At 73.7% G+C, this 18,490-nt stretch carries 11 protein-coding genes and 1 pseudogene; all 12 read right to left on the minus strand.

Annotated elements, in window-relative coordinates:
* Positions 1-318: pseudogene (locus CM1CMNOD_RS13230) on the minus strand (iron-containing redox enzyme family protein); the annotation flags it as partial.
* The gene (locus CM1CMNOD_RS13235; protein WP_202797626.1) at positions 315-1,067 is read right to left on the minus strand and encodes an SGNH/GDSL hydrolase family protein; all 753 of its coding nucleotides are present in this window, start codon (positions 1,065-1,067) and stop codon (positions 315-317) included. The pseudogene CM1CMNOD_RS13230 and the gene CM1CMNOD_RS13235, both read right to left, overlap by 4 nt.
* A 122-nt stretch (positions 1,068-1,189) precedes the next feature.
* A complete protein-coding gene (locus CM1CMNOD_RS13240; protein WP_013874116.1) occupies positions 1,190-2,323 on the minus strand; it encodes a ferritin-like domain-containing protein in 1,134 nt (377 codons plus the stop codon).
* Between the two features lie 79 nt (positions 2,324-2,402).
* On the minus strand, positions 2,403-3,386 hold the full coding sequence (locus tag CM1CMNOD_RS13245; protein ID WP_131772612.1) for a transglutaminase domain-containing protein: 984 nt from the start codon (positions 3,384-3,386) through the stop codon (positions 2,403-2,405).
* Between the two features lie 17 nt (positions 3,387-3,403).
* Entirely contained in the window at positions 3,404-3,643 is a 240-nt protein-coding gene (locus CM1CMNOD_RS13250; protein ID WP_013874118.1) for an acyl carrier protein, read from the minus strand.
* A 31-nt stretch (positions 3,644-3,674) separates the two neighbouring features.
* Entirely contained in the window at positions 3,675-5,330 is a 1,656-nt protein-coding gene (locus CM1CMNOD_RS13255; RefSeq protein ID WP_013874119.1) for an AMP-binding protein, read from the minus strand.
* A gap of 60 nt (positions 5,331-5,390) precedes the next feature.
* Positions 5,391-6,737 carry an acetyl-CoA carboxylase biotin carboxylase subunit gene (locus CM1CMNOD_RS13260; protein WP_013874120.1) on the minus strand — a complete coding sequence of 449 codons (1,347 nt, stop codon included), beginning with the start codon at positions 6,735-6,737 and terminating at the stop codon, positions 5,391-5,393.
* Positions 6,734-7,336, minus strand: coding sequence for an acetyl-CoA carboxylase biotin carboxyl carrier protein (locus CM1CMNOD_RS13265; protein ID WP_013874121.1), 603 nt, complete (start codon positions 7,334-7,336; stop codon positions 6,734-6,736). Before CM1CMNOD_RS13265 ends, CM1CMNOD_RS13260 begins: the two co-directional genes overlap by 4 nt.
* Entirely contained in the window at positions 7,336-9,294 is a 1,959-nt protein-coding gene (gene accD / locus CM1CMNOD_RS13270) for an acetyl-CoA carboxylase, carboxyltransferase subunit beta (RefSeq protein ID WP_013874122.1), read from the minus strand. Before accD ends, CM1CMNOD_RS13265 begins: the two co-directional genes overlap by 1 nt.
* Positions 9,291-11,012, minus strand: a complete 1,722-nt coding sequence (locus CM1CMNOD_RS13275; protein WP_013874123.1) for a PfaD family polyunsaturated fatty acid/polyketide biosynthesis protein — start codon at positions 11,010-11,012, stop codon at positions 9,291-9,293. The genes accD and CM1CMNOD_RS13275 overlap by 4 nt, the downstream gene beginning before the upstream one ends.
* Positions 11,006-13,669, minus strand: coding sequence for a beta-ketoacyl synthase (locus CM1CMNOD_RS13280; RefSeq protein ID WP_013874124.1), 2,664 nt, complete (start codon positions 13,667-13,669; stop codon positions 11,006-11,008). The genes CM1CMNOD_RS13275 and CM1CMNOD_RS13280 overlap by 7 nt, the downstream gene beginning before the upstream one ends.
* A 76-nt stretch (positions 13,670-13,745) precedes the next feature.
* Positions 13,746-18,490 (minus strand): SDR family NAD(P)-dependent oxidoreductase (locus CM1CMNOD_RS13285; RefSeq protein ID WP_131774011.1); only part of this gene is annotated, 4,745 nt, incomplete at its 5' end.

An 18,490-nucleotide genomic window follows, 5' to 3' on the forward strand; every position in this document is an offset into this window, starting at 1 on the left:
CCGCGCGATCGCCGCCCGGGTGGCGGCCAGCTCGGCGAGCGCCCGCTCCTCGTCCAGCGGCCCGGCGCCCGGCGGCCCGTCCGCCCGCTCGCCCGGGCTCCCGTCCGGCTCCTCGTCCTCGTCCGGGCCGATGCCGTTCGGCAGGAAGGCGGCGAGCACCCGGCGGGCGGCCACCAGCGTGGCCTCGGACTCCTGCTCGACCAGCAACCGGCGGTACAGCGCGGCCGACGGCCCGGCCACGGCCGCGGCCGCCTCGGCGAACGCGGCCGGGCCGCACTCGAACGGCCCCCGCGGCAGCGACGTCGTCAGGTCCGTCATGCGGCTTCGCTCCTCGCGGCCAGGTGGGCGGCGAGCGCGCGCATCTTCTCGGCGGCCTCGAACGCCTGGCCGCGGCAGTTGAGGTGCAGCCTGTCGCCGCAGTAGATGCCGGCATCGGCGCAGAGCGGATGGTCGGTGAACGAGACGAAAATCGCGCCGTGTTCCCGGGCGACCTCCCGCGTGATCCGGGCGACGATCCTGGTCGCCCTGCCGATCGCCTCCGCGTGTTTCGCGGAGACGATGCCCGCCCGGCTGATGTCGAGCATCCCGATGGTGAGGATGTCGGCGCCGGTCACCCGGACCCTGGAGACGATCTCGGTCAGCTCGGCGCGCACGGTGGCCGGGTCGAACCCCGGCCTGATGAAGTCGTTGCCGCCGCCGGAGAGGAACACCAGGTCGGGCCGGAAGTCCAGGGCTGGCCGCAACTGCGTCCGGCGGATCTCGGTGAGCGTCAGATCGCGCCTGGCCAGCCGGATCTCGTCGAGGTCGGGGTGGACGCGGCGCAGCGCGGCGCTGATCCGATCCACCCAGGACAGGTCCTGGTAGCCGGGCACGGCCTCGCGAATGCCAGCCGAGATACTGTCGCCGATCACCGCGATCCGCTTCCACGGCGCGCCCGCCAACAGCCGCGCGCCGGCTTCGGTGGACAGGACGTACGGGTCGGTGGCCTCCGTCATTTCGACCGGTTCACCCGTCCTGGCCGATGCGCCTGTTTCGACCTGCGCGCCTGTTTCTGCTGGTCCGCTCATTTCGGCTGGCTCATGTGTTTTGACTGGCTCATATTTTTCGACTGTCTTACTTGTTTCGACTGGTTCACTTGTTTCGGCTGGTTCAGCCAGTTCGGTGGACGCGGTCGGTTCGGTGTGTTCTGTCATTTCGGTCGTTCCTCGTCCTTGCCGGCATCGTCCTTGCCGGCATCGTCGGATCCGGCGCCGCGGGCCACGGCCGCGGACACCTCCCGCTGCCGGACGGCAAGCTCCAGCGCGGCGATGTCGTCGGCGATCCGCTCGTCCTCGGCGGAGGTCTCGGCTCCATCGACCCGGCTGAACCCGAGAACACCCAGCTCGCGTAGGGCTTCCCGCATCCTGGGTCCGAACAGGTTGATGTCCTTCAACGTCGGGACGATCCGGGTGAACAGCCGGCGGCGGAACTCGCGCTGGCCGGGTGAGCGGTTGGCCAGCGCGACGCACTCGTCGGCGCCGTAGTCGAGGTTGCGCCACATGTCCTCGCCGGCGAACCGGTCCCTGAGCACCCAGCACGCCTCGACCGCGAAATCCTCACGCTCACGCAGTTCGGCGGTGCTGAGCTGGCCGTAGTAGTCACGCAGGGCCAGCCGCCCGAACGCGACGTGACGCGCCTCGTCCTGCAGCACGTAGGCGTTGAGCGCCCGCGCCAGCGGGTCGCGCATCCGGTCCCGCTGGATGCTGAACGACGCCAGCGCCAGGCCCTCGATCATCACCTGCATACCGAGGTAGGTGATGTCCCAGCGGCTGTCACCGATGGTCGTCTCGAGCAGGCCGCGCAGCCCGGCGGAGATCGGGTAGTGCACCTTGATCTTGTCATGCAGCATGCGCTGGTACGCCTCGACGTGCCTGGCCTCGTCCACCACCTGGGTGGCGGCGTAGAACTTCGAGGCGATGTCCGGCACGGTCTGGACGACCTTCGCCGCGCACACCAGCGCGCCCTGCTCGCCGTGCAGGAACTGGGAGTAGAGCCAGCCCGCCAGGTGCCGGCGGACGGTGATCCGCTCCGCCTCCGGCAGGCGCTCCCACAGCGGCGTGCCAGCGATCCAGATGAACGTGTCGGGCAGGCCGAGCGGGTTGTCCGGGTCGACCTCGTGGCCCCAGTCCAGCCGCGTCTCGGCGTCCCACTGGCGCTGCTTGCCGCGGGAGTACAGGCTCAGCATCTGTTCGGCGCCGGCGTCGTAGTCCCAGGTGAACAGCGCGTCCCCGCCGAGCGGGACGGCCCAGTTGCCGGCCGGCTCCGCCGTCGCGTCTGACTTCATGACCGCTCTCTTCGGCTCTTTTCAGGGCTCTTCGGGGCTCAGGTGGCGTCTGTCCGGGCTGGTGACATCTGTTTCGGGCTCAGGTGACGGCGGCGCGCCGACGCAACCGGTGAAGCTGGTGCAGGCGTGCGGACACGGCGCCGAAGGCCCACGCCGGGGCGGGCGTGCCGGCCGGCCGCAGGAACAGCGCGGCGGACTCGGCCACGGCGCACGGCAGCAGACGGTTGAACCGGCTGCCCCGGCAGGCCGCCCGGAACTGCCCCCCGCCGTCACGGCCGTGCTCGGCCGCGAGGTGGGCGAACACCGGGTCCAGGGTGCGCCACCGGCCGTCGAGGTGGACCTCGCACCAGCCGTGGTCGTTGCCGACGAGGCCGAGCAGGAAGCCGCGGCGGGCCCGCGCCCGGAACCCCTCGGCCCGCAGCCGGTCGGCGAGGACCCGCCCCGCCACGACGCAGTCGGCGACGCCCAGTTCCCAGGACCGCCGGTGGTCGGCGCGCAGCGGTTCGGCGATCGCCTGGTAGCGCACCGCGCCGGTGTCCAGGGCGTCGATGACGTCGTCGAACGCCGCGCGGATCCGGCGGTCGGTGACGTCGTAGCGCTCACCGGCGAGCCGGACGCGCACCTGGTACGGACTGCTCTGATGGCCCTCGGTGACGACCGGCGGCGGCAGGTCACTGGCCGGGCCGTCGGCCGAGCTGCCAGTCGGGCCGTCGGCCAGGAGTTCGACGCCCTCGGCACCCAGGTCCGGGACCGCCACCTGGAAGGTCTCGCCGCTGGCCGCCCGGTGTACCGCGACCGTCCAGTCCGCGGGGGCGAACCAGTCGTCGGGCTCGGCCGCCACGAACCGCATGAGCAGCCGCCTGGCCAGCTCGGGCACGGTGGCGCCGGTGCCCGAGTGCAGCCCCGCGTTGGCGACGTCGGTGTAGTCGAGCAGGCCGTCGACCTGCCGCAGGCCGAGGGCGGCGACCCCGGCCTCGTCGGTGCGCAGCACGGTGGCCGCGTCGGCGAGGGTGGTGTCGAAGACCGCCAGATCCGGCGGGGTCGGCTCGAAGCGGCGGCTCACCCGAGGCCCCTGACGAGTCACATGAGTTCCTGGACGAGCGCGGCGAGATCACGCGCGGTGACCGCCTCGAACGGGACGTCGTCGGGGATCGCCACCCCCAGAACATCCTCAAGATCCACCACCACGCTGAGGATCACCACCGACTCGATCCTCGGCAGCAGGTGCATGGGGAGATCGAGGTCGATGTCGGCCTTGTCCATCTGCAGCCGGTTGGCCAGGGCGGTGGCCACCGCGTCCTCGACGGTCCGCGTACTCATGAGGCGTCCTTCACGGGTCTTCTGGCAGCCCTTACGGCTTTCCGGTGGCCTCTGCCGTGCTCCGGTAGAGGGCCCTGGCGGCGTGGCGGCGCACCTTGCCGGAGCTGGTGCGCGGGATGGAGCGGACGGGCACGGGATGCACGGACGCCACCGCGGGGCCGAGTTCGGCGGCGATGGCCGCCTCGACGGCGTTCACCAGGGCGGTGGCCGCCGCGCCCGCGAGCGGCGTCTCGACGAGCACCGCGATGTGCTCGGCGTCGCCGTCCCCGGCCTGCAGGGCGGCGCAGACCCGGACGTCGAAGCCCTGGACGCGACGCGCGATCTGTTCGACGTCCTCGGCGTAGTAGTTCTGGCCGCGGATGATCGCCATGTCCTTGACGCGTCCGACCAGGAACAGCTCGTCCTCGGCCTCGAAGCCGAGGTCGCCGGTGCGCAGCCAGCCGTCGGCGGTGAAGGGCTGCCGCTCGGCGGGCAGCCCGAGGTAGCCGCTCATCACGGCCGGGCCGCGGACCTGGACCTCGCCAACCCGCCCGGAGGCCGCGGCGTCGACCCGGACGGCGATGCCCGGCGCCGCCGAGCCGCAGGAGACGACCTGGCGGGCGCCCGCGGCACCCGGGGTGACGTGGACGACCCTGTCGCCCGGCGCGAGGGCGAACCGGTCGACGCTGAGCTGCCACGGCCGCTCCCCCAGTGCCGCCAGGCTGATGACGAGCGTGGCCTCGGCCATGCCGTAGGACGGCAGCATCGCCTCGGGCCGGAACCCGCAGGGGCCGAACACCCGGTTGAACGCCTCCAGCGTCGACCACTGCACGGGCTCGGAGCCGTTGCAGGCCAGCCGCCAGCCGGACAGGTCGAGCCCGTCGGGAACCCCGCCGGCCTCGACCGCGTCGACCAGGCGCTGGTAGGCGAAGTTGGGCATGGGCAGCACGGTGGCGCCGGACGCCGCCGCGGCGGCCAGCCAGCCGCGGGTGTCGCGGATGAAGTCGGTGGTGCGCCAGAGATGGACCGAGCACCCTCTGGCCAGGTGGGCGAGCGTGCCGAACAGGCTCATGTCGTGGAACAGCGGCGACCAGATGCCGATCTCGTCGGCGTCGGTCAGGCCCAGGCCGCCGTCGATGGCCGCCAGGCCGGCCAGGACGTTGTCGGCGGTCAGCGCGACGCCCTTGGGCGCCGAGGTGCTGCCGGACGTGTACTGGATCACCGCGAACTCGTCGGCCGGGTTCTCGTCGGCCGGGCCGGCCGGCTCGATCTGCCCAGGCGGCCCGACCAGCCCGGCTGGGCCGGCTGGCGCGGGCATCCGCGTGATGTCGACCAGCCGGACGTCCGGCGGTGCCGCGAGCCGGCCGAGCAGGCGCGCGCTCTGCTCGTCCACCAGCAGGGCCGCAAGCTCGGCGTCCTCGACGATGCGGCGCAGGTGCCGCTGGTAGCCCTCGCTGCCCCCGAACGCCACGGGCAGGGCGATGGGCACCGCGGCGGCCCCGGCCCGGAAGCACGCGATCAGCCCGCGCAGCCAGGGCTCGCCGTTGGCCATCAGGATGCCGACGCGGCGCTGGCCGGCGATCAGTGTCGCCGTCCGCTCGGCGTCGGCCAGCAGGCGCGTGACGGGTACGGACCGTCCCTCGGACGGCAGGTGCAGCACCGTCCGAGGACGGGCGTTGGTGCTCACCGCGGCCCAGAGCGCGTTCACCGGATCTCCTCCCTGGAGACGTTCACAAACCGCCGCGGATACCGAGGACCGCTGCCGGCCTCAGCCCGTCAGCTCGTTGATGAGCGAGGTGTCGTGCTCGGCCTGGCGGAAACGGGGATGGTCCAGGACCTCGCGCAGGAACGCGGCGGTGGTCACCACGTGCGGGCCACGTAGCCGCAGCTCGTCGAGCGCCCGGTCCATCCGCGCCAGCGCCTGCTCCCGGTCGGGCGCCCAGACGACGAGCTTGGCCAGCAGCGAGTCGTACAGCGCGGGGACCTGATAGCCGGCGTAGACGTGGGTGTCGACGCGGACGAGCGGGCCGCCGGGCAGCGCGAACTCGCTGACCACCCCCGGGGTGGGCACGAAACCGGCCGCCGGGTCCTCGGCGTTGATCCGGCACTCGATCGCCACCCCGCGCGGGACGACGTCGGCCTGCTCGAAGCCGAGCGGCTCACCGGCGGCGACCCGCAGCTGCTCGCGGACCAGGTCCGTCCCGGTGACCATCTCGGTGACCGGGTGCTCCACCTGGAGGCGGCAGTTGACCTCCATGAAGTAGAACCGGCCGTCGCCGTCCACCAGGAACTCGAACGTGCCCGCTCCCACGTACCCGGCCGCCCGCGCCCCCCGGACGGCCGCCTCGCACATCCGCTCCACGGTCTGTGCGGGCAGCCGCGGCGCGGGGGTCTCCTCCACGAGCTTCTGGTGCCGGCGCTGCAACGAGCAGTCGCGCGCGCCCAGGTGGACGACGTTGCCATGGGCGTCGGCGAGGACCTGCACCTCAACGTGCCGCGCGGAGGCCAGGTAGCGCTCCACGTACAGCCGGCCGTCCCGGAACACCGTCTGGGCGCTGGCGCGGGTCTGGCTGTAGGCCCGCAGGAACGCGTCGGGCTCGTGCACCACGCTCATCCCGCGCCCGCCGCCGCCGGCCACCGCCTTGATGATGACCGGGTACCCGATCCCGGCGGCGAACTCCGCGGCCTCGTCGGCGTGCTCGAGCGCGTCCCGGCTGCCCGGCAGGAGCGGCAGCCCCGCGTCCGACATGATCGAACGGGCGCTGGCCTTGTCGCCGAGACGGCTCATCACCGATGCCGGTGGGCCGACGAAGGTGATGCCCTCCTCCTCGCACACCTCGGCGAAGTCCGGGTTCTCCGAGAGGAACCCGTAGCCGGGGTGGATGGCGTCGGCGCCCCAGCCGCGCGCCGCCTCGATGACGGCGGGGATGTTGAGGTAGCTGGCCTTGGCCGGGCCGGGACCGATCTGCACCGACTCGTCGGCGAACCGGACGACCGCCGAGTCACGGTCGGCGGCGGAGTGGACCGCCACCGTGGCCAGCCCGAGCTCACGGCAGGTGCGGGCGACCCGCAGCGCGATCTCGCCGCGGTTGGCGATCAACACTTTTTTGATCATCGGCCCGGGCCCGCCCGGTCCGCGTCGCCGGTGGTCACCGTCAGCAGGGGCTGGCCGTGTTCGACCGGGGTGCCGTCGTCCACCAGGATCTCCAGCACCCGGCCGGACGCGTCCGCCTCCACCGGGATCATCAGCTTCATCGCCTCGATGATCGCCACCTGCTGACCGCGGGTGATCAGATCACCCTCGGTGACGAACGGCTTGGCCCCGGGCTCGGGGGCCCGATAGAACACGCCCACGGTGGCGGCCCGCAGGATGTGCGCGTCGGCGTCCGCGGCGGCCGGCGGCTGGGCCGGCCCGCCACGGGTCGTCGGTTCCGGCCGTGGCGACGCCGTGGCCGGAACCGACGCCGTGGCGGCCGACACCGGCGGCGCTGCCGGTGCGACCAGTTCGGTGGATGCCGGCGGCACCGCGTCCGGCCAGGCGATCTCGATGAAGACCTCGCCGGCCGCCGCCCGCACCCGGCTGGGCACCCGGGACGTCTGCGCGCTCAGGGTGAGCAGATGATCGCGGAGCACCGTCATGATCTCGTCGAGCTCACCGGCGCCGGGCACCGCCGTGCGCACCTGCGGAACCCCGTTGACCTGGACAGGACTCATCAGGCACTTTCCTTCTCATCAAGATCGTCCCGGTCGAGGTCACGCTGGTCACGACCGTCCCGGTCGTCATCGACACCGTGGCCGCCGACACCGGCCCGGCCGAAGTCACGATCAAGATCGTCGTCGAGCTCATGGTCGATGTCGCGGTCGTCGTCGAGCGTGGTGAGCGTGTCGGCGCCGAAGCGGCGGAACCGAGCCCGGCGCCCGGTGACGAGGGTCATCTGGTCCCGCGGCAGCAGCTGCGCCAGCGTGCTGGTCAGCGCGTCGCGCAGGGCGTGTGCCGCGAGCAGGTGGTCGCTGTCCGCGCCCGCCTCGGGCTCGGGCACCACACCGTCGACGATCCCGCCGCGCAGCAGTTCGCGGGCGTCCACCCGCAGCGCCGCCGCGGCCTTCGGCCCGGCGGCCGCGTCCTTCCACAGGATCGCGGCGCATCCTTCCGGACTGATCACCGAGTAGACGGCGTTGGCGCACATCAGGACGCGGTCGGCGATCGCGAGGGCGAGCGCGCCGCCGCTGCCGCCCTCGCCGGTCACCACCGCCACCACCGGGACAGGCAGGCCCGCCATCAGCCGCAGGTTCTCGGCGATCGCGACCGACTGCCCGTTCTGCTCGGCGTCGATGCCGGGGAAGGCGCCCGCGGTGTCGATGAGGGTGACCACCGGCAGCCCGAGCTTGGCGGCCAGCCGCATCGCCCGGGCGGCCTTGCGGTAGCCGGCCGGCGACGGCATCCCGTAGTTGCGCGCGGACAGCTCGGCCGCGCTGCGCCCCTTCTGCGTGCCGATCACGACGACCGGCGTGCCCTCCAGCCGGCCGAGCCCGCAGACCATCGCCGGGCAGTCCGCGGCCATGCGGTCCCCGTGCAGCTCCGCCCAGTCCTCGATCATCAGGGCGATGTAGTCCAGGGTCGTCGGCCGGCCGAGCCGGCGGGCCAGCCGCACCGACTCCCACTGCTCCCGCGCGGGCAGCCGCTCCGGGTCGACGACCAGCGCGCCGCCCGCCGGCAACTGCGAGACGAACGGCTGTGGCACGGGCGGCTGCGACGCCGATGATCGTGACGCCGACGATCGTGACACCGGCGGCCGGAGCGGCGCGGACCGCGGCGCGGGCACGGCCGTGCGCGCCGCCCGGCGGCTGCCCACGGTCAGCAGCCGGGCCAGGGTGGCGCGCAGCTCGGCCCGCGGCCGGATCATGTCGACGACACCGTGCCGCAGCAGGAACTCCGCGGTCTGGAACCCCGGCGGCAGGGTCTGCCGGATGGTCTGCTGGATCACCCGCGGCCCGGCGAACCCCAGCCGCGCGCCCGGCTCGGCGATGATGATGTCCGGCAGCGTCGCGAAGGACGCGGCCACCCCGCCGAAGGTCGGGTCGGTGATCAGTGCCAGGGTGAGGATCCCCGCCTCGTCGAGCTGCCCGAGGGCCTGGCTGGTCTTGGCCATCTGCATCAGGGACAGCACGCCCTCCTGCATGCGCGCCCCGCCGGAGGCGGTCACCAGCAGCAGCGGCGTGCGTTCCCGCAGCGCGATCTCGGCCGTCTGGGTGACGGCCTCACCGACCGCGGCGCCGAGGCTGCCCCCCATGAACCGGAAGTCCATGGCCGCCACGACCACCGGGTTGCCGTCGATGCGGCCGCGGGCGCTCACGACCGCCTCGGCCAGGCCGGTGGCGGCCCGCGCGTCGCGCAGCCGGTCGACATAGGGACGGCTGTCGACGAACCCCAGCGGGTCACTGTCGGCGACGACCGTGTCCACCAGCGCCACGGACCCGGGATCCAGCAGTGTCGTGAGCCGCTCGACGGCGGTCAGCGGGGCGTGCCAGCCGCACTCCGGGCAGACCCGCAGGGACCGGACGAACCTCTTCGCGTAGATGATCGATCGGCATCCGCCGCAGACCAGCCAGGATGCGTCCCGGGTCGTCCTGGCATCCGTGCCGTCCGCCTGCCTGGACAGAGTCACTGTCATGATTGCTCCCACCGGTCGAGCCCCGCTGCCACGCCGGTCCGCGGCGGGGACGGGATAAGGGACGGGATGTAGGTGGCGCAGCGCGCGGGCAGCCGCACCCCCGCGGACCGCAGGTGGCTGACCCGGCTGCTGAAGGCGGCACCGCGCATGATCTGCGCGGCGATGTCGGCCACCCGCCTGTTCTCCACGGGGGCCAGGTAGGTGCCGGCGACCCAGGTGTTGAACGCGCCCATCGCCGGCCCGCACCAGATCTGGTAGTCCGTGGCCCGGCTCGGCTCCCCCGCGATGCTCCAGCCCGAGGACAGGCCGAGGTACCAGCGGAAGACCAGCGCCATCCGCCGCTTCGGGTTGTCGGCCGCACGGGCGATCTGGTCGGGGTCACGCTCGGTGAAGAACCGCACGGTGTCCGCCCAGACGTCGTCCAACGGCCGCAGAAAAATCTTGCGTTCCAGGGCGTCCCGCTCGGCAGCCGGGATCGCCTCGATGCCGTCGTGGGCCCGGTAGACCTCGTACAGCCGCCGGGCCCGGCTCGCGAACATCGTCCCGCGTTGCAAAACCTGGACCTCGACGCCCATCTCGAACATGTCCGCGGACGGGGCCATGGCGCAGTCGGCCGTGCCCGCGCCGGCCAGCAGCCGCTTCGTCGCCGGCGACTGGGACGCCTCCACCGACGCCTGGTTAACCGACCCGGTCACCACGTAGGCCGCGCCGAGCGCGAACGCCGCCGCGGCGGCGGCCGGCGTCCCGATCCCGCCGGCCGCGCCGACCCGGACCTGCCAGGGGTGACCCGGCTGGGCCAGCTCACGCCGTATCCGATCACGCAGAGCAATGATCTCGGGGAGCAGGACGGTCAGCGGCCGGCGGTCGGTGTGGCCGCCGGAGTCGGCCTCGACGGTGATGTCGTCCGCCACCGACACCCCCCGGGCCAGCTCGGCCTGCTCGGCGGTGACCAGGCCTGCGTCGAGCAGCCCGCGGACGATCGGTTCGGGTGCCGGGCGCAGGAAGCGTTCGGCCACCTCGACCCGGGAGATCTTGGCGACCAGCCGGTTGCCGGCCCGCACCTGGCCGGAGTCCGCCCGGGACAGCCCGGCCAGCCGGTAGCGCACCACCTGCGGGGTCAGGTCGAGGAACGCCGACGCCTCGACACAGCGCACCTGGTGGCGCAGGCACAGGTCGACCACGTCCCGTTCCATGGCCAGCTCGTTCGGGCTGTGGATGAGGTTGCAGGCGAACCCCGCGCCGGCGGGCACCCGCCGGCTGATCGTCACCAGCGCCTCGTCGACGCGGGCCGGCAGCACCCCGGCCGCGCCGAAGGAGGCCAGGAAGCCCGCCCCGGCCAGCGCCACGACCAGTTCCGCCGACGCGATCCCGTTGGCCATCGCCCCGGCCATGTACGGGTGGCGCACGCCGTGGTCGCGGGGGAAGTCCGGCGATCCCAGCCGCTCGGGCGGCGCCAGCGGCACCGCCGCGAGCACCTGCGTGCCCGGGCCGAGCAGCCGCTCGTCGTTGGTGGCCGCGATCCCCTGGGCGTCCCGGACGACGAAGGCGGGCCGCTCCAGGGTCGCGAGCACGTCGTAGATCTCGTCCGCGCCGCGCGCGAGACCGGTGGCACGACCGGCGCTGTGGCCGGTGGGGCGGCCGGCGGTACGGCCGGCGGTGGTGTGGCCGGCGTCCGCCGGCCGGCTGGGCGCGGCCGGGCCGGCCTGGGCGGTCACCATGGCGGGGCTCCTTCGTCGCGTAGTTCGACGGCGACATCGGTCAGTTCGTAGATGCGCATGGTCGGCTTCCACACGCTCGCGTCCGCCACCACCCGCACCCGGCCGGGCCGCCGCTCGAGGGACTTGACGTGCACCTCGAGGGTGGTCTCGCTGTCCGTCGACAGGAACTGGCCGCGGTACTTCCACGTCATCGGCAGCCCGACCGGCAGCACGAACCCGGGCCGGGCAAAGCCCGCCGTGTGGCCGCCGTCGACGAGCCACTCCTGGATCGCCTGGATCACCGCCTCCACCCCGAGCGAGCCGGGGATGACCGGGTCCAGGACGAAGTGGCGGGCGAAGAACCAGTCGTGCGGGTCGATGGGGCGGGCCGCCCGCAGGTAGCCCTGCCCGTACCGGCCGCCACCGTCGACGACCTCGACGTCGTCGAGCAGCGCGAGATGGCCTCGCGAGCACAGCGGCGCCGACGGGTCGGCCCGGCGGGCGGCCACGTCGATGGTCCGCACCGGCGGGCGGGGCTGCTGCTCGTCCAGCCAGGTCGGCACGAGCCGGCCGGCGTCGAGCCCACTCTGCCTGGCCAGCGCCGCCTCGTTGAAGTAGCCGAACATCGACTCGCCCTCGTAGACGGGCTCGCCGTCCACGGAGAACCGGTAGGAGAACTCCTGCAGCACCGACCCGGGCATGGGGGTGGTGGACAGCAGGGTCGAGTGCTGCCGGAGGGTCCTGTTCCGCAGGTCCACCTCGCGCAGCAGCGTGGCGGTGCCGCCGAGGTTGCGCAGGCTGTGCTCCCCACCCAGGTCGGTGAGGGTGGCGCCCAGGTAGTAGCCGAGGACGAGCGCCGACTGCAGCGAGGTCTCCATGTAGACGCAGTTCGGCATCGACGCGTTGGCCGTGTCCTGGTAGTACCAGGAGTCGGCGGGCGAGTCGTACTCGGTCTGGTGGGTGGCACCCCCGCGCAGGCTCTCCCGCTTCCCCCGCTCCCCCTGGACGGCGACGATCCGGTCGACCAGGCGCAGGCCGCCGTCGGGCAGCCGGGTCGCCCGGATGCCGCGGTAACGGGAGAACTCCGGCCCCAGGGCGATGCCCGGATCGCCCTGGGAGCAGTGGGCCATGTGGAACTCGTTGAGCATCACCGGTTCACCAAGGCTGTTCCGGCGCCCGAGGAAACGCGCCACGGTGCCGCCGGCCTGCGGGCCGATCGGGACGCCCGGCTTCTCCTGGACACCCAGTGTCACCCCCCGCACCCTGGCGACGATCTCGCCACCGACACGGAACTCGGCGTCGACGGACAGCCACGGCCGCGGGACGAGGTCGACGCCGGTGACCTCCAGGGCCAGCTCGACATCGGCGTCCGGCGTCGGCCCGAAAAGCTCGACCTGGTAGCGGTCCGGCTCGCCCGGCGCGTCGGGCCCGCCCGGCACACCGCGGGCGAAGGTGGCGTCGGCGAAGCCCAGGTGCAGACCCAGGTACAGGGCGAACACCTCGGCGGCCTGCGCGGCCGCCTCGGCGAGGAGCACGGCCCGCTCCCCCGCCGGCGTGCCCTGTGCCTGGACACCCTGTGCCTGGACGCCCTGGTCCGGTCCGGCCTGCGCCGGGAGGCCAGCGGCCACGGCTCCCGACCGCAGCCCGGCGCGCAGCGCTCCGTGGCCCCAGGCGCCGCCGCGCACGTCCAGGCCGTCCACCCAGTTCAGCAGCAGCCCGGGAATCCCGGCCCGCGGCAGCGCCAGGCGGATCGACGGGTTGGCGCCGTCCTGGTCGTAGGCGTCGCCGAACACGCTCGCGATCGACCCCTCGGCGAGACGGGTGAGATCGGCGGCGTCCAGCCGGTTCCTGTCGCTGCGCGCGAGCGGTTTGAACGCCGCCTCCGTGGACACCCGAGTGGGCGCCGGTGCCACGGACGGCCGCGACAACACGCTCGGTCGCCCGTCGACCACCTCGAACACCTCGGTGACGGCCGGGGCCGGGGCGGCCGCGTCATCCCGTTGGAGGCCCTGCTGGGCGCCCCGCGGGACACCACCCTCCCGGGCAACGGGCAGGGCCGCCCGGACCGGCCCCGCCGGGGCGCCGGGCACCGCCGGAGCGGGCGCCGGGCCCACAGGCCGTGGGCGCGCCGAGCCCGCCGAAATGCCAGGCGTCGGGGCGGCCGGGGACAGCCCGCCCGCCGGTCGGACAGCGTTGTCCGCCGGGCTCACCAGGCTCGCCGATCCTGCCGGGTTCGCCGGACTCGCCGGCTGTCCGGACGCCGCGAGCGCCGCGAGCACCCGGTTCTGCACGCTCGCCTGGGCCCGCAGGGCGCTGGCGTGCGCGGCCACGACAACCGCCCGTACCTGCCGGGCGATCGAGGCCGCCAGTTCGGCCGGTTCCGGCCCACCGGCGGGCACCGACGGAGAACCGGTGGAGGGTGACGGCCGGCGGACGAAGCCGGTCCCGTCCGCGTCCCTGCCGGCCAGCCCGGACGGCAGATCAGACGCGCCGATCGGGCCAGCCGAGCCAGCCCCGCCGTGCCCGGCCGCCGACGGCCGCGGCTGCGGCGGCGCGTCGGCCCGAATGGTGTCGGCCGACCACCGGGTGGGGTCGAAGGGCTCGCCGTCGAACTCCAAGGCGTCGATCTCCAGGGCGTCGACGTCCACCACCTGGGACGCCACCTGCTCCGCTGTCATCGCCTGTCCTCCGTCGGTCTGGTCGAACCGGCCCGTTCGAGACGGACGGAGCCGGGGTGCGTCAGCGGTCGCACGGTCACGCCCCCTCCCCCGGCAGCCACCACCGCACGGCCGCGGCGAACTTCGCGGCCATGTCGGGGGTCCCGATCATCGACACGTCGCGCAGGCGCTGTAGCACGCGTCCGCCGGGGTCACTGGCGGTCACCGTGACCGTGATGGAGGACGCGGCGCGCCGGACGTCGTCCAGGACGACGACGAACGGTTCCCCGTCTGGCAGCGGGGCGAAGTACTCCCAGCGCCCGACGGCCAGCGGCAGGCAGGCCAGGCCCGTCAGCCACCGGCCCAGCACCGACGGCCCGTGCAGGAGGATGTCGGCGAGCACCGGGCTGTGCAGCGCGCCGGTGAACGCCCCGTCGGCGACGACCTGGTCGGCCAGCCGGCACTCCAGGACGACCCGGTCATCGCTGCGCTGCAGGATACGGCGGATGCCCTGCAGGGCCGGGCCGTGGAACAGGGTGCCCCCGGTGTAGATCTCCACGCCGTCCTCGGGACCGCTGCCCACCGCCTCGCCCGGTCTGCCCGGCGCGACCGGCGCGGCGGGCGGGGCCTCGGCCAGCACGAACGTGCCGACATAGTGCGAGACGGGCAGGGCGCTGCCGCTGCCGGCAGCACTGCCAGCACCGCTGCCGGTACCGCCGACGGCGGCACGGACGGCGGCCCGCACCGTCAGCCGGCCGTCCCGAGCTTCGGCCAGGGGCACCTCGACCTGGTACGCACGGCTGTGCGCGCCGTCGAACACGATCCCCTTGTGCACCTCGAACCCGCTGACTTCGATCACCTGGAGCCCCGGGTGGGCGCGTTCGAGCACGTTGACCAGCCAGCCGAGCCCGAACGTGGCGGGCAGGACCGGGGAGGCGTCGATGCGGTGCGCCTGGAGCACCTCGGTGTCCTCGATGCCGGTCAGCTCGCGGCGGGCCGTGAAGGCCCGGCCGGTACCGTCGGTGAGCGCCTTGCGCTGGCCGACCAGCACGCACACGTCGTCGACGCGCTCGGCGCCGAACTGCTCCACGAACAGCCGCGCGCCCGTCGCCGGCGCCAGCAGTTCGACACCGCGGGCGTGGAAGAGCTCCCGCAGGTCGGCGGCGACCATCCCGCCATCCCAGGCGCCCCAGTCGATGGCGGTGACGTGACGCTCGGGATGCTCCCGCTTCAGGCTGGCCGCGACCCGGCACAGCGCCTCGTTCGCGGCGGCGTAGTCGGCCTGGCCGGCGTTGCCGAACAGCCCGGCCACCGAAGTGAACAGGACGACGTGGCGGATCGGCGCGCCGTCGAGCGCGTCCAGGACGTTGCGCAGACCGGCGAGCTTCGGGGTGAAGACCCGTCGGACGTCGTCTGCTGTCTTGGTGCGCACGAGCCCGTCCGCAAGGGTTCCCGCGCCGTGGACCACACCCATGATCCGGTCACGGTGCGCCGCGAGCGCGTCCCGCACGGCGGCGGCGTCGCCGACGTCCACCTGCAGGTAGCTGGCCGCCGTGGCGGATCCGCTGCCGGCCAGGGCGTCGAGCGTCGCGCGGATCTCACGCTGGGCCTGGATGTCACGCAGGACGGCGTCGACCTGCCGTGGCGTCGGCGGCCTGCCGCCACCGGCCCCCAGGGCGGCGATCGCCGCGCGCTTGAGGTCGGCGTCGGCCACACCCGCGGCCCAGTCGGGCTCCGCGGCAAGCGCCGTGCGCCCGAGCAGCAGAAACTCCACCTGGCTGTGCTCACCGAGCACCCGCACGCAGGATGCCGTGACCCCCCGCGCCCCGCCCGTCACCACGAGCACGTCACCCGCGCCGACCGTGGACGCCGACGGGACCGCATCGGTCGCCGCCGCGCCCGTGCCGGCCACGGGAGCGACAGTGGCGCCGGTGGCCACCGCGGTGGACGCCCGCGGCGACCCGTACGGCGCGGGGATCACGGTCCACCTGCGGCGGGCGGCGTCGACCCCCACCTCGAGGGTGTCCGTGGCCGCGTCCGCGATCTCGTCCAGCAGGACGGCGAGCGCGTCGTCGCCGCCGAGCTCAGGGTCGATGTCGAGCGCGCGGCAGAAGATCGACGGTTCCTCGTGGGCGAGCGTCTTGACCACACCGCCGACCCCGCCGAGCAGCGCCTCGGCAGCCCCGCGCCCGCCGCGGTGACCGAGACCGCCGTCGAGGCGGGTGACGGTCACGAAGGCGGCGCGGTCACCGGAGCGGGCGGCCGTGGCCAGCGGCACGCTGGCATGCTTGGCCACCAGCACGGCGTCGGCAAGCTGCCGGACACCGCGGTCCTCGGTGGTGTCCTGCCGGACACTGTGATCCCTGGTGTCGCTCCCCCCGAGAACGGTGAGGAAGAGGTCGATCCTGCCGGTCGTGCCCAGAGCGTCGGTGAGTGCCTCGGAGAGCCGGCGCTCGACGGCCTCGCCGTCCCAGCCGGCCAGGTCGGACGTCCCGTCCCCGCCCGGGGCTGGCAGGCCCACCCGCGTCACCGTCCAGCCGGCCTCCTCAAGACCCGCCGCGAACGTCTCGCCCGCCTGCTCTGCGGGGTGGACGACGACGGCTACCGGGCCAGCCGGGTAGGGCTGTTCGATCCTGTCGACCGGGGGCAGTCCGACGAGTTCGACGGGGTGCCGCGCGACCTGCTCGACGGGCGGGGCCTGCTCCTCGGCGGACGGGGCCGCAGGCGCCGCCGTGGCGGCCGCCCCGGTCGGGGCAGGTGCGGCGGCACTCACCAGGAAATCGATGATGTGCTCCAGCGTCCGCAGCTCACCCAACAACTCCGGACCCACACTCGGCACCTGAGGAAAACGCTCCTGCACCGCCCCCAGAATCTGCACCCGCTTGATCGAGTCAACACCCAGATCCGCTTCCAGATCCATCCCGGTGTCAATCATCTCCGGCGGATAACCCGTCCGCTCCGCCACCACACCCACCAACGCCGACCGCAACAACCCCGCATCCACCGAACCAGCGGACACAGCGGCGTCGGTGGGAGCGGGCGGCGCGGCGTCCGCCGGAGTCGGTGCGGGCGCCGCCGAGACCGGGGCCGCTTCGGCCGACGGCACCGGAACCGGCACCGGTGCGGGAGCCGACACCGGTGCGGAGGCTGGGGCGAAGGCCGGGACCGGCGTCGGCGCGGAGGCCGGAGCCGGAGACGGCGCCGCGGCGATTTCCGTCCGGCGTGGCTGTTCCGGCAGGGCCGGCAGCGGCGGAGCGGACGGGCCGAAGTCCGCTGGTGCTGGTGCTGGGTAGCCGTTGACCGTCGGGGAGCGGTGCCCGCCGCGCTCGATCTCGGCCAGCGACGAGAGGATCTCGTTGGCGCGGATGTGCGCCTGCCCGATCGCCAGGCTCTGGTCCTTCACGCTCTCGACCGCCCGCGCGAGCCAGGCCCCGCCGCCCGCGTCCACACCGGGCTGCTGCTGGTGCAGGATCTCCACCAGTCCTTCGGTGACCTGCAACTGGCTTTCCAGATACCGGGAGTGCAGCGCCACATGCTGCGCGACCACGTCGTCGAGGCCGACGTCCTCCCCGGCATCAACGCTGTGGGCGTAGGCCGCCGGTGGTTCGGCGACGCCGGCGGCTGGCGGCCACGCTGTCGCCGGCTGTACGGTCGCCAGCGACGTGGCCGTCGATGATGCGGCTGTTGATGGTGCGGCCGCCGATGGTGCGGCATGGTCGGCGGAGAGGACCGACAGGTCAGGGGTCGGCAGGTCACTCGGCACCGCCGCGTCCACCGGAACCTGCTGAGCGGCCTGGTGGGCGTCCGTGATGTCCGCGTCGATCCCCGCGCCGAGGCCGAAGCCGTTGTCACTGCCGACGTTGTCACCGCCGACCCCGCCGACCCCGTTGGTGCTGGTGACGGCCGGGGTGACGGTCGACGCCCGGAAACCGTCGTTGAGCGCGGCCTGGTAGGCGGCACGGCGGGATTCCGGCACGTAGTCCGCCCCGTTCAGGGTCACGGCCATGCCCCGGGGTTTCGGCGCGACCCAGGCGGGGGCGTCGTGCCGGTTGACCCCGCTGATCGGCGCGCCGAGAACCGCGAGCTGGACGGCGGCCTGCTTCAATGCGACATCGCTGTCACCGAGCGGGCCGGCGTCGGTCGGGACCGCGACGATGCCGGCGGCCTCGAGGGTCCGCCTGGCCAGCGCGGTCAGCACCTGCTTGGGGCCGAACTCGACGAACACGTTGCAGCCGTCCGCGCGGATGGCTTCGAGGGCCTGGACGAACTCGACCGGCTGGAGGAGCTGCTCGGTCAGCGCACGCCTGTTCGCCTCGACGTCCGGCCCGTACCGGACACCCGCGGTGTTGGCGTAGACCGGCTGCCGCGGCTCGCCGATCCGCGCCGAGGAGACGGCGTGTCCGAACGCCTCGACGGCATGCGCCACGTGGGAGGTGTGGAAGGCCGCGGAGACGGGCAGCAGCCGGGCGCCCAGCTGCCGCTGCTTGCACTCCTGGACGACCTCGCCGACCGCCTGGGTGTCCCCGCCGACGACCACCTGGTCCGGCGCGTTGTGATTGCAGATCACCACGTTCGGGAAGGCGCGGAGGATGTCGATGACCTGCTCCCGGGTGGCCTGGACGGCGGCCATGGTGCCCGGGTCGTGGTCGGGGTCCTCGGCGGGCGGGGCCATCGCCTCGCCGCGGGCGCGGGCGAGGCGGAAGAAGTCCGCGTCGTCGAGGGCGCCCGCGGCCCACAGCGCGGTGAGCTCCCCGAAGCTGTGCCCGAGGAATCCCGAGCAGCGCAGGCCCAGTTCGGCGAGGTAGCGGAACTGGCCGACCGAGATCGCTCCGATCGCCGGCT

The sequence above is a fragment of the Protofrankia symbiont of Coriaria myrtifolia genome (assembly GCF_900634755.1).
Classification (GTDB): domain Bacteria; phylum Actinomycetota; class Actinomycetes; order Frankiales; family Frankiaceae; genus Protofrankia; species Protofrankia coriariae.

Bases quoted from the DNA above. Each gene is read 5' to 3' on its own strand.
- CM1CMNOD_RS13235 (WP_202797626.1), bottom strand. From the start codon at position 1,067: ATGAGCGGACCAGCAGAAACAGGCGCGCAGGTCGAAACAGGCGCATCG.
- CM1CMNOD_RS13240 (WP_013874116.1), bottom strand. From the start codon at position 2,323: ATGAAGTCAGACGCGACGGCGGAGCCGGCCGGCAACTGGGCCGTCCCG.
- CM1CMNOD_RS13250 (WP_013874118.1), bottom strand. From the start codon at position 3,643: ATGAGTACGCGGACCGTCGAGGACGCGGTGGCCACCGCCCTGGCCAAC.
- CM1CMNOD_RS13260 (WP_013874120.1), bottom strand. From the start codon at position 6,737: ATGATCAAAAAAGTGTTGATCGCCAACCGCGGCGAGATCGCGCTGCGG.
- CM1CMNOD_RS13265 (WP_013874121.1), bottom strand. From the start codon at position 7,336: ATGAGTCCTGTCCAGGTCAACGGGGTTCCGCAGGTGCGCACGGCGGTG.
- accD (WP_013874122.1), bottom strand. From the start codon at position 9,294: ATGACAGTGACTCTGTCCAGGCAGGCGGACGGCACGGATGCCAGGACG.
- CM1CMNOD_RS13275 (WP_013874123.1), bottom strand. From the start codon at position 11,012: ATGGTGACCGCCCAGGCCGGCCCGGCCGCGCCCAGCCGGCCGGCGGAC.
- CM1CMNOD_RS13280 (WP_013874124.1), bottom strand. From the start codon at position 13,669: ATGACAGCGGAGCAGGTGGCGTCCCAGGTGGTGGACGTCGACGCCCTG.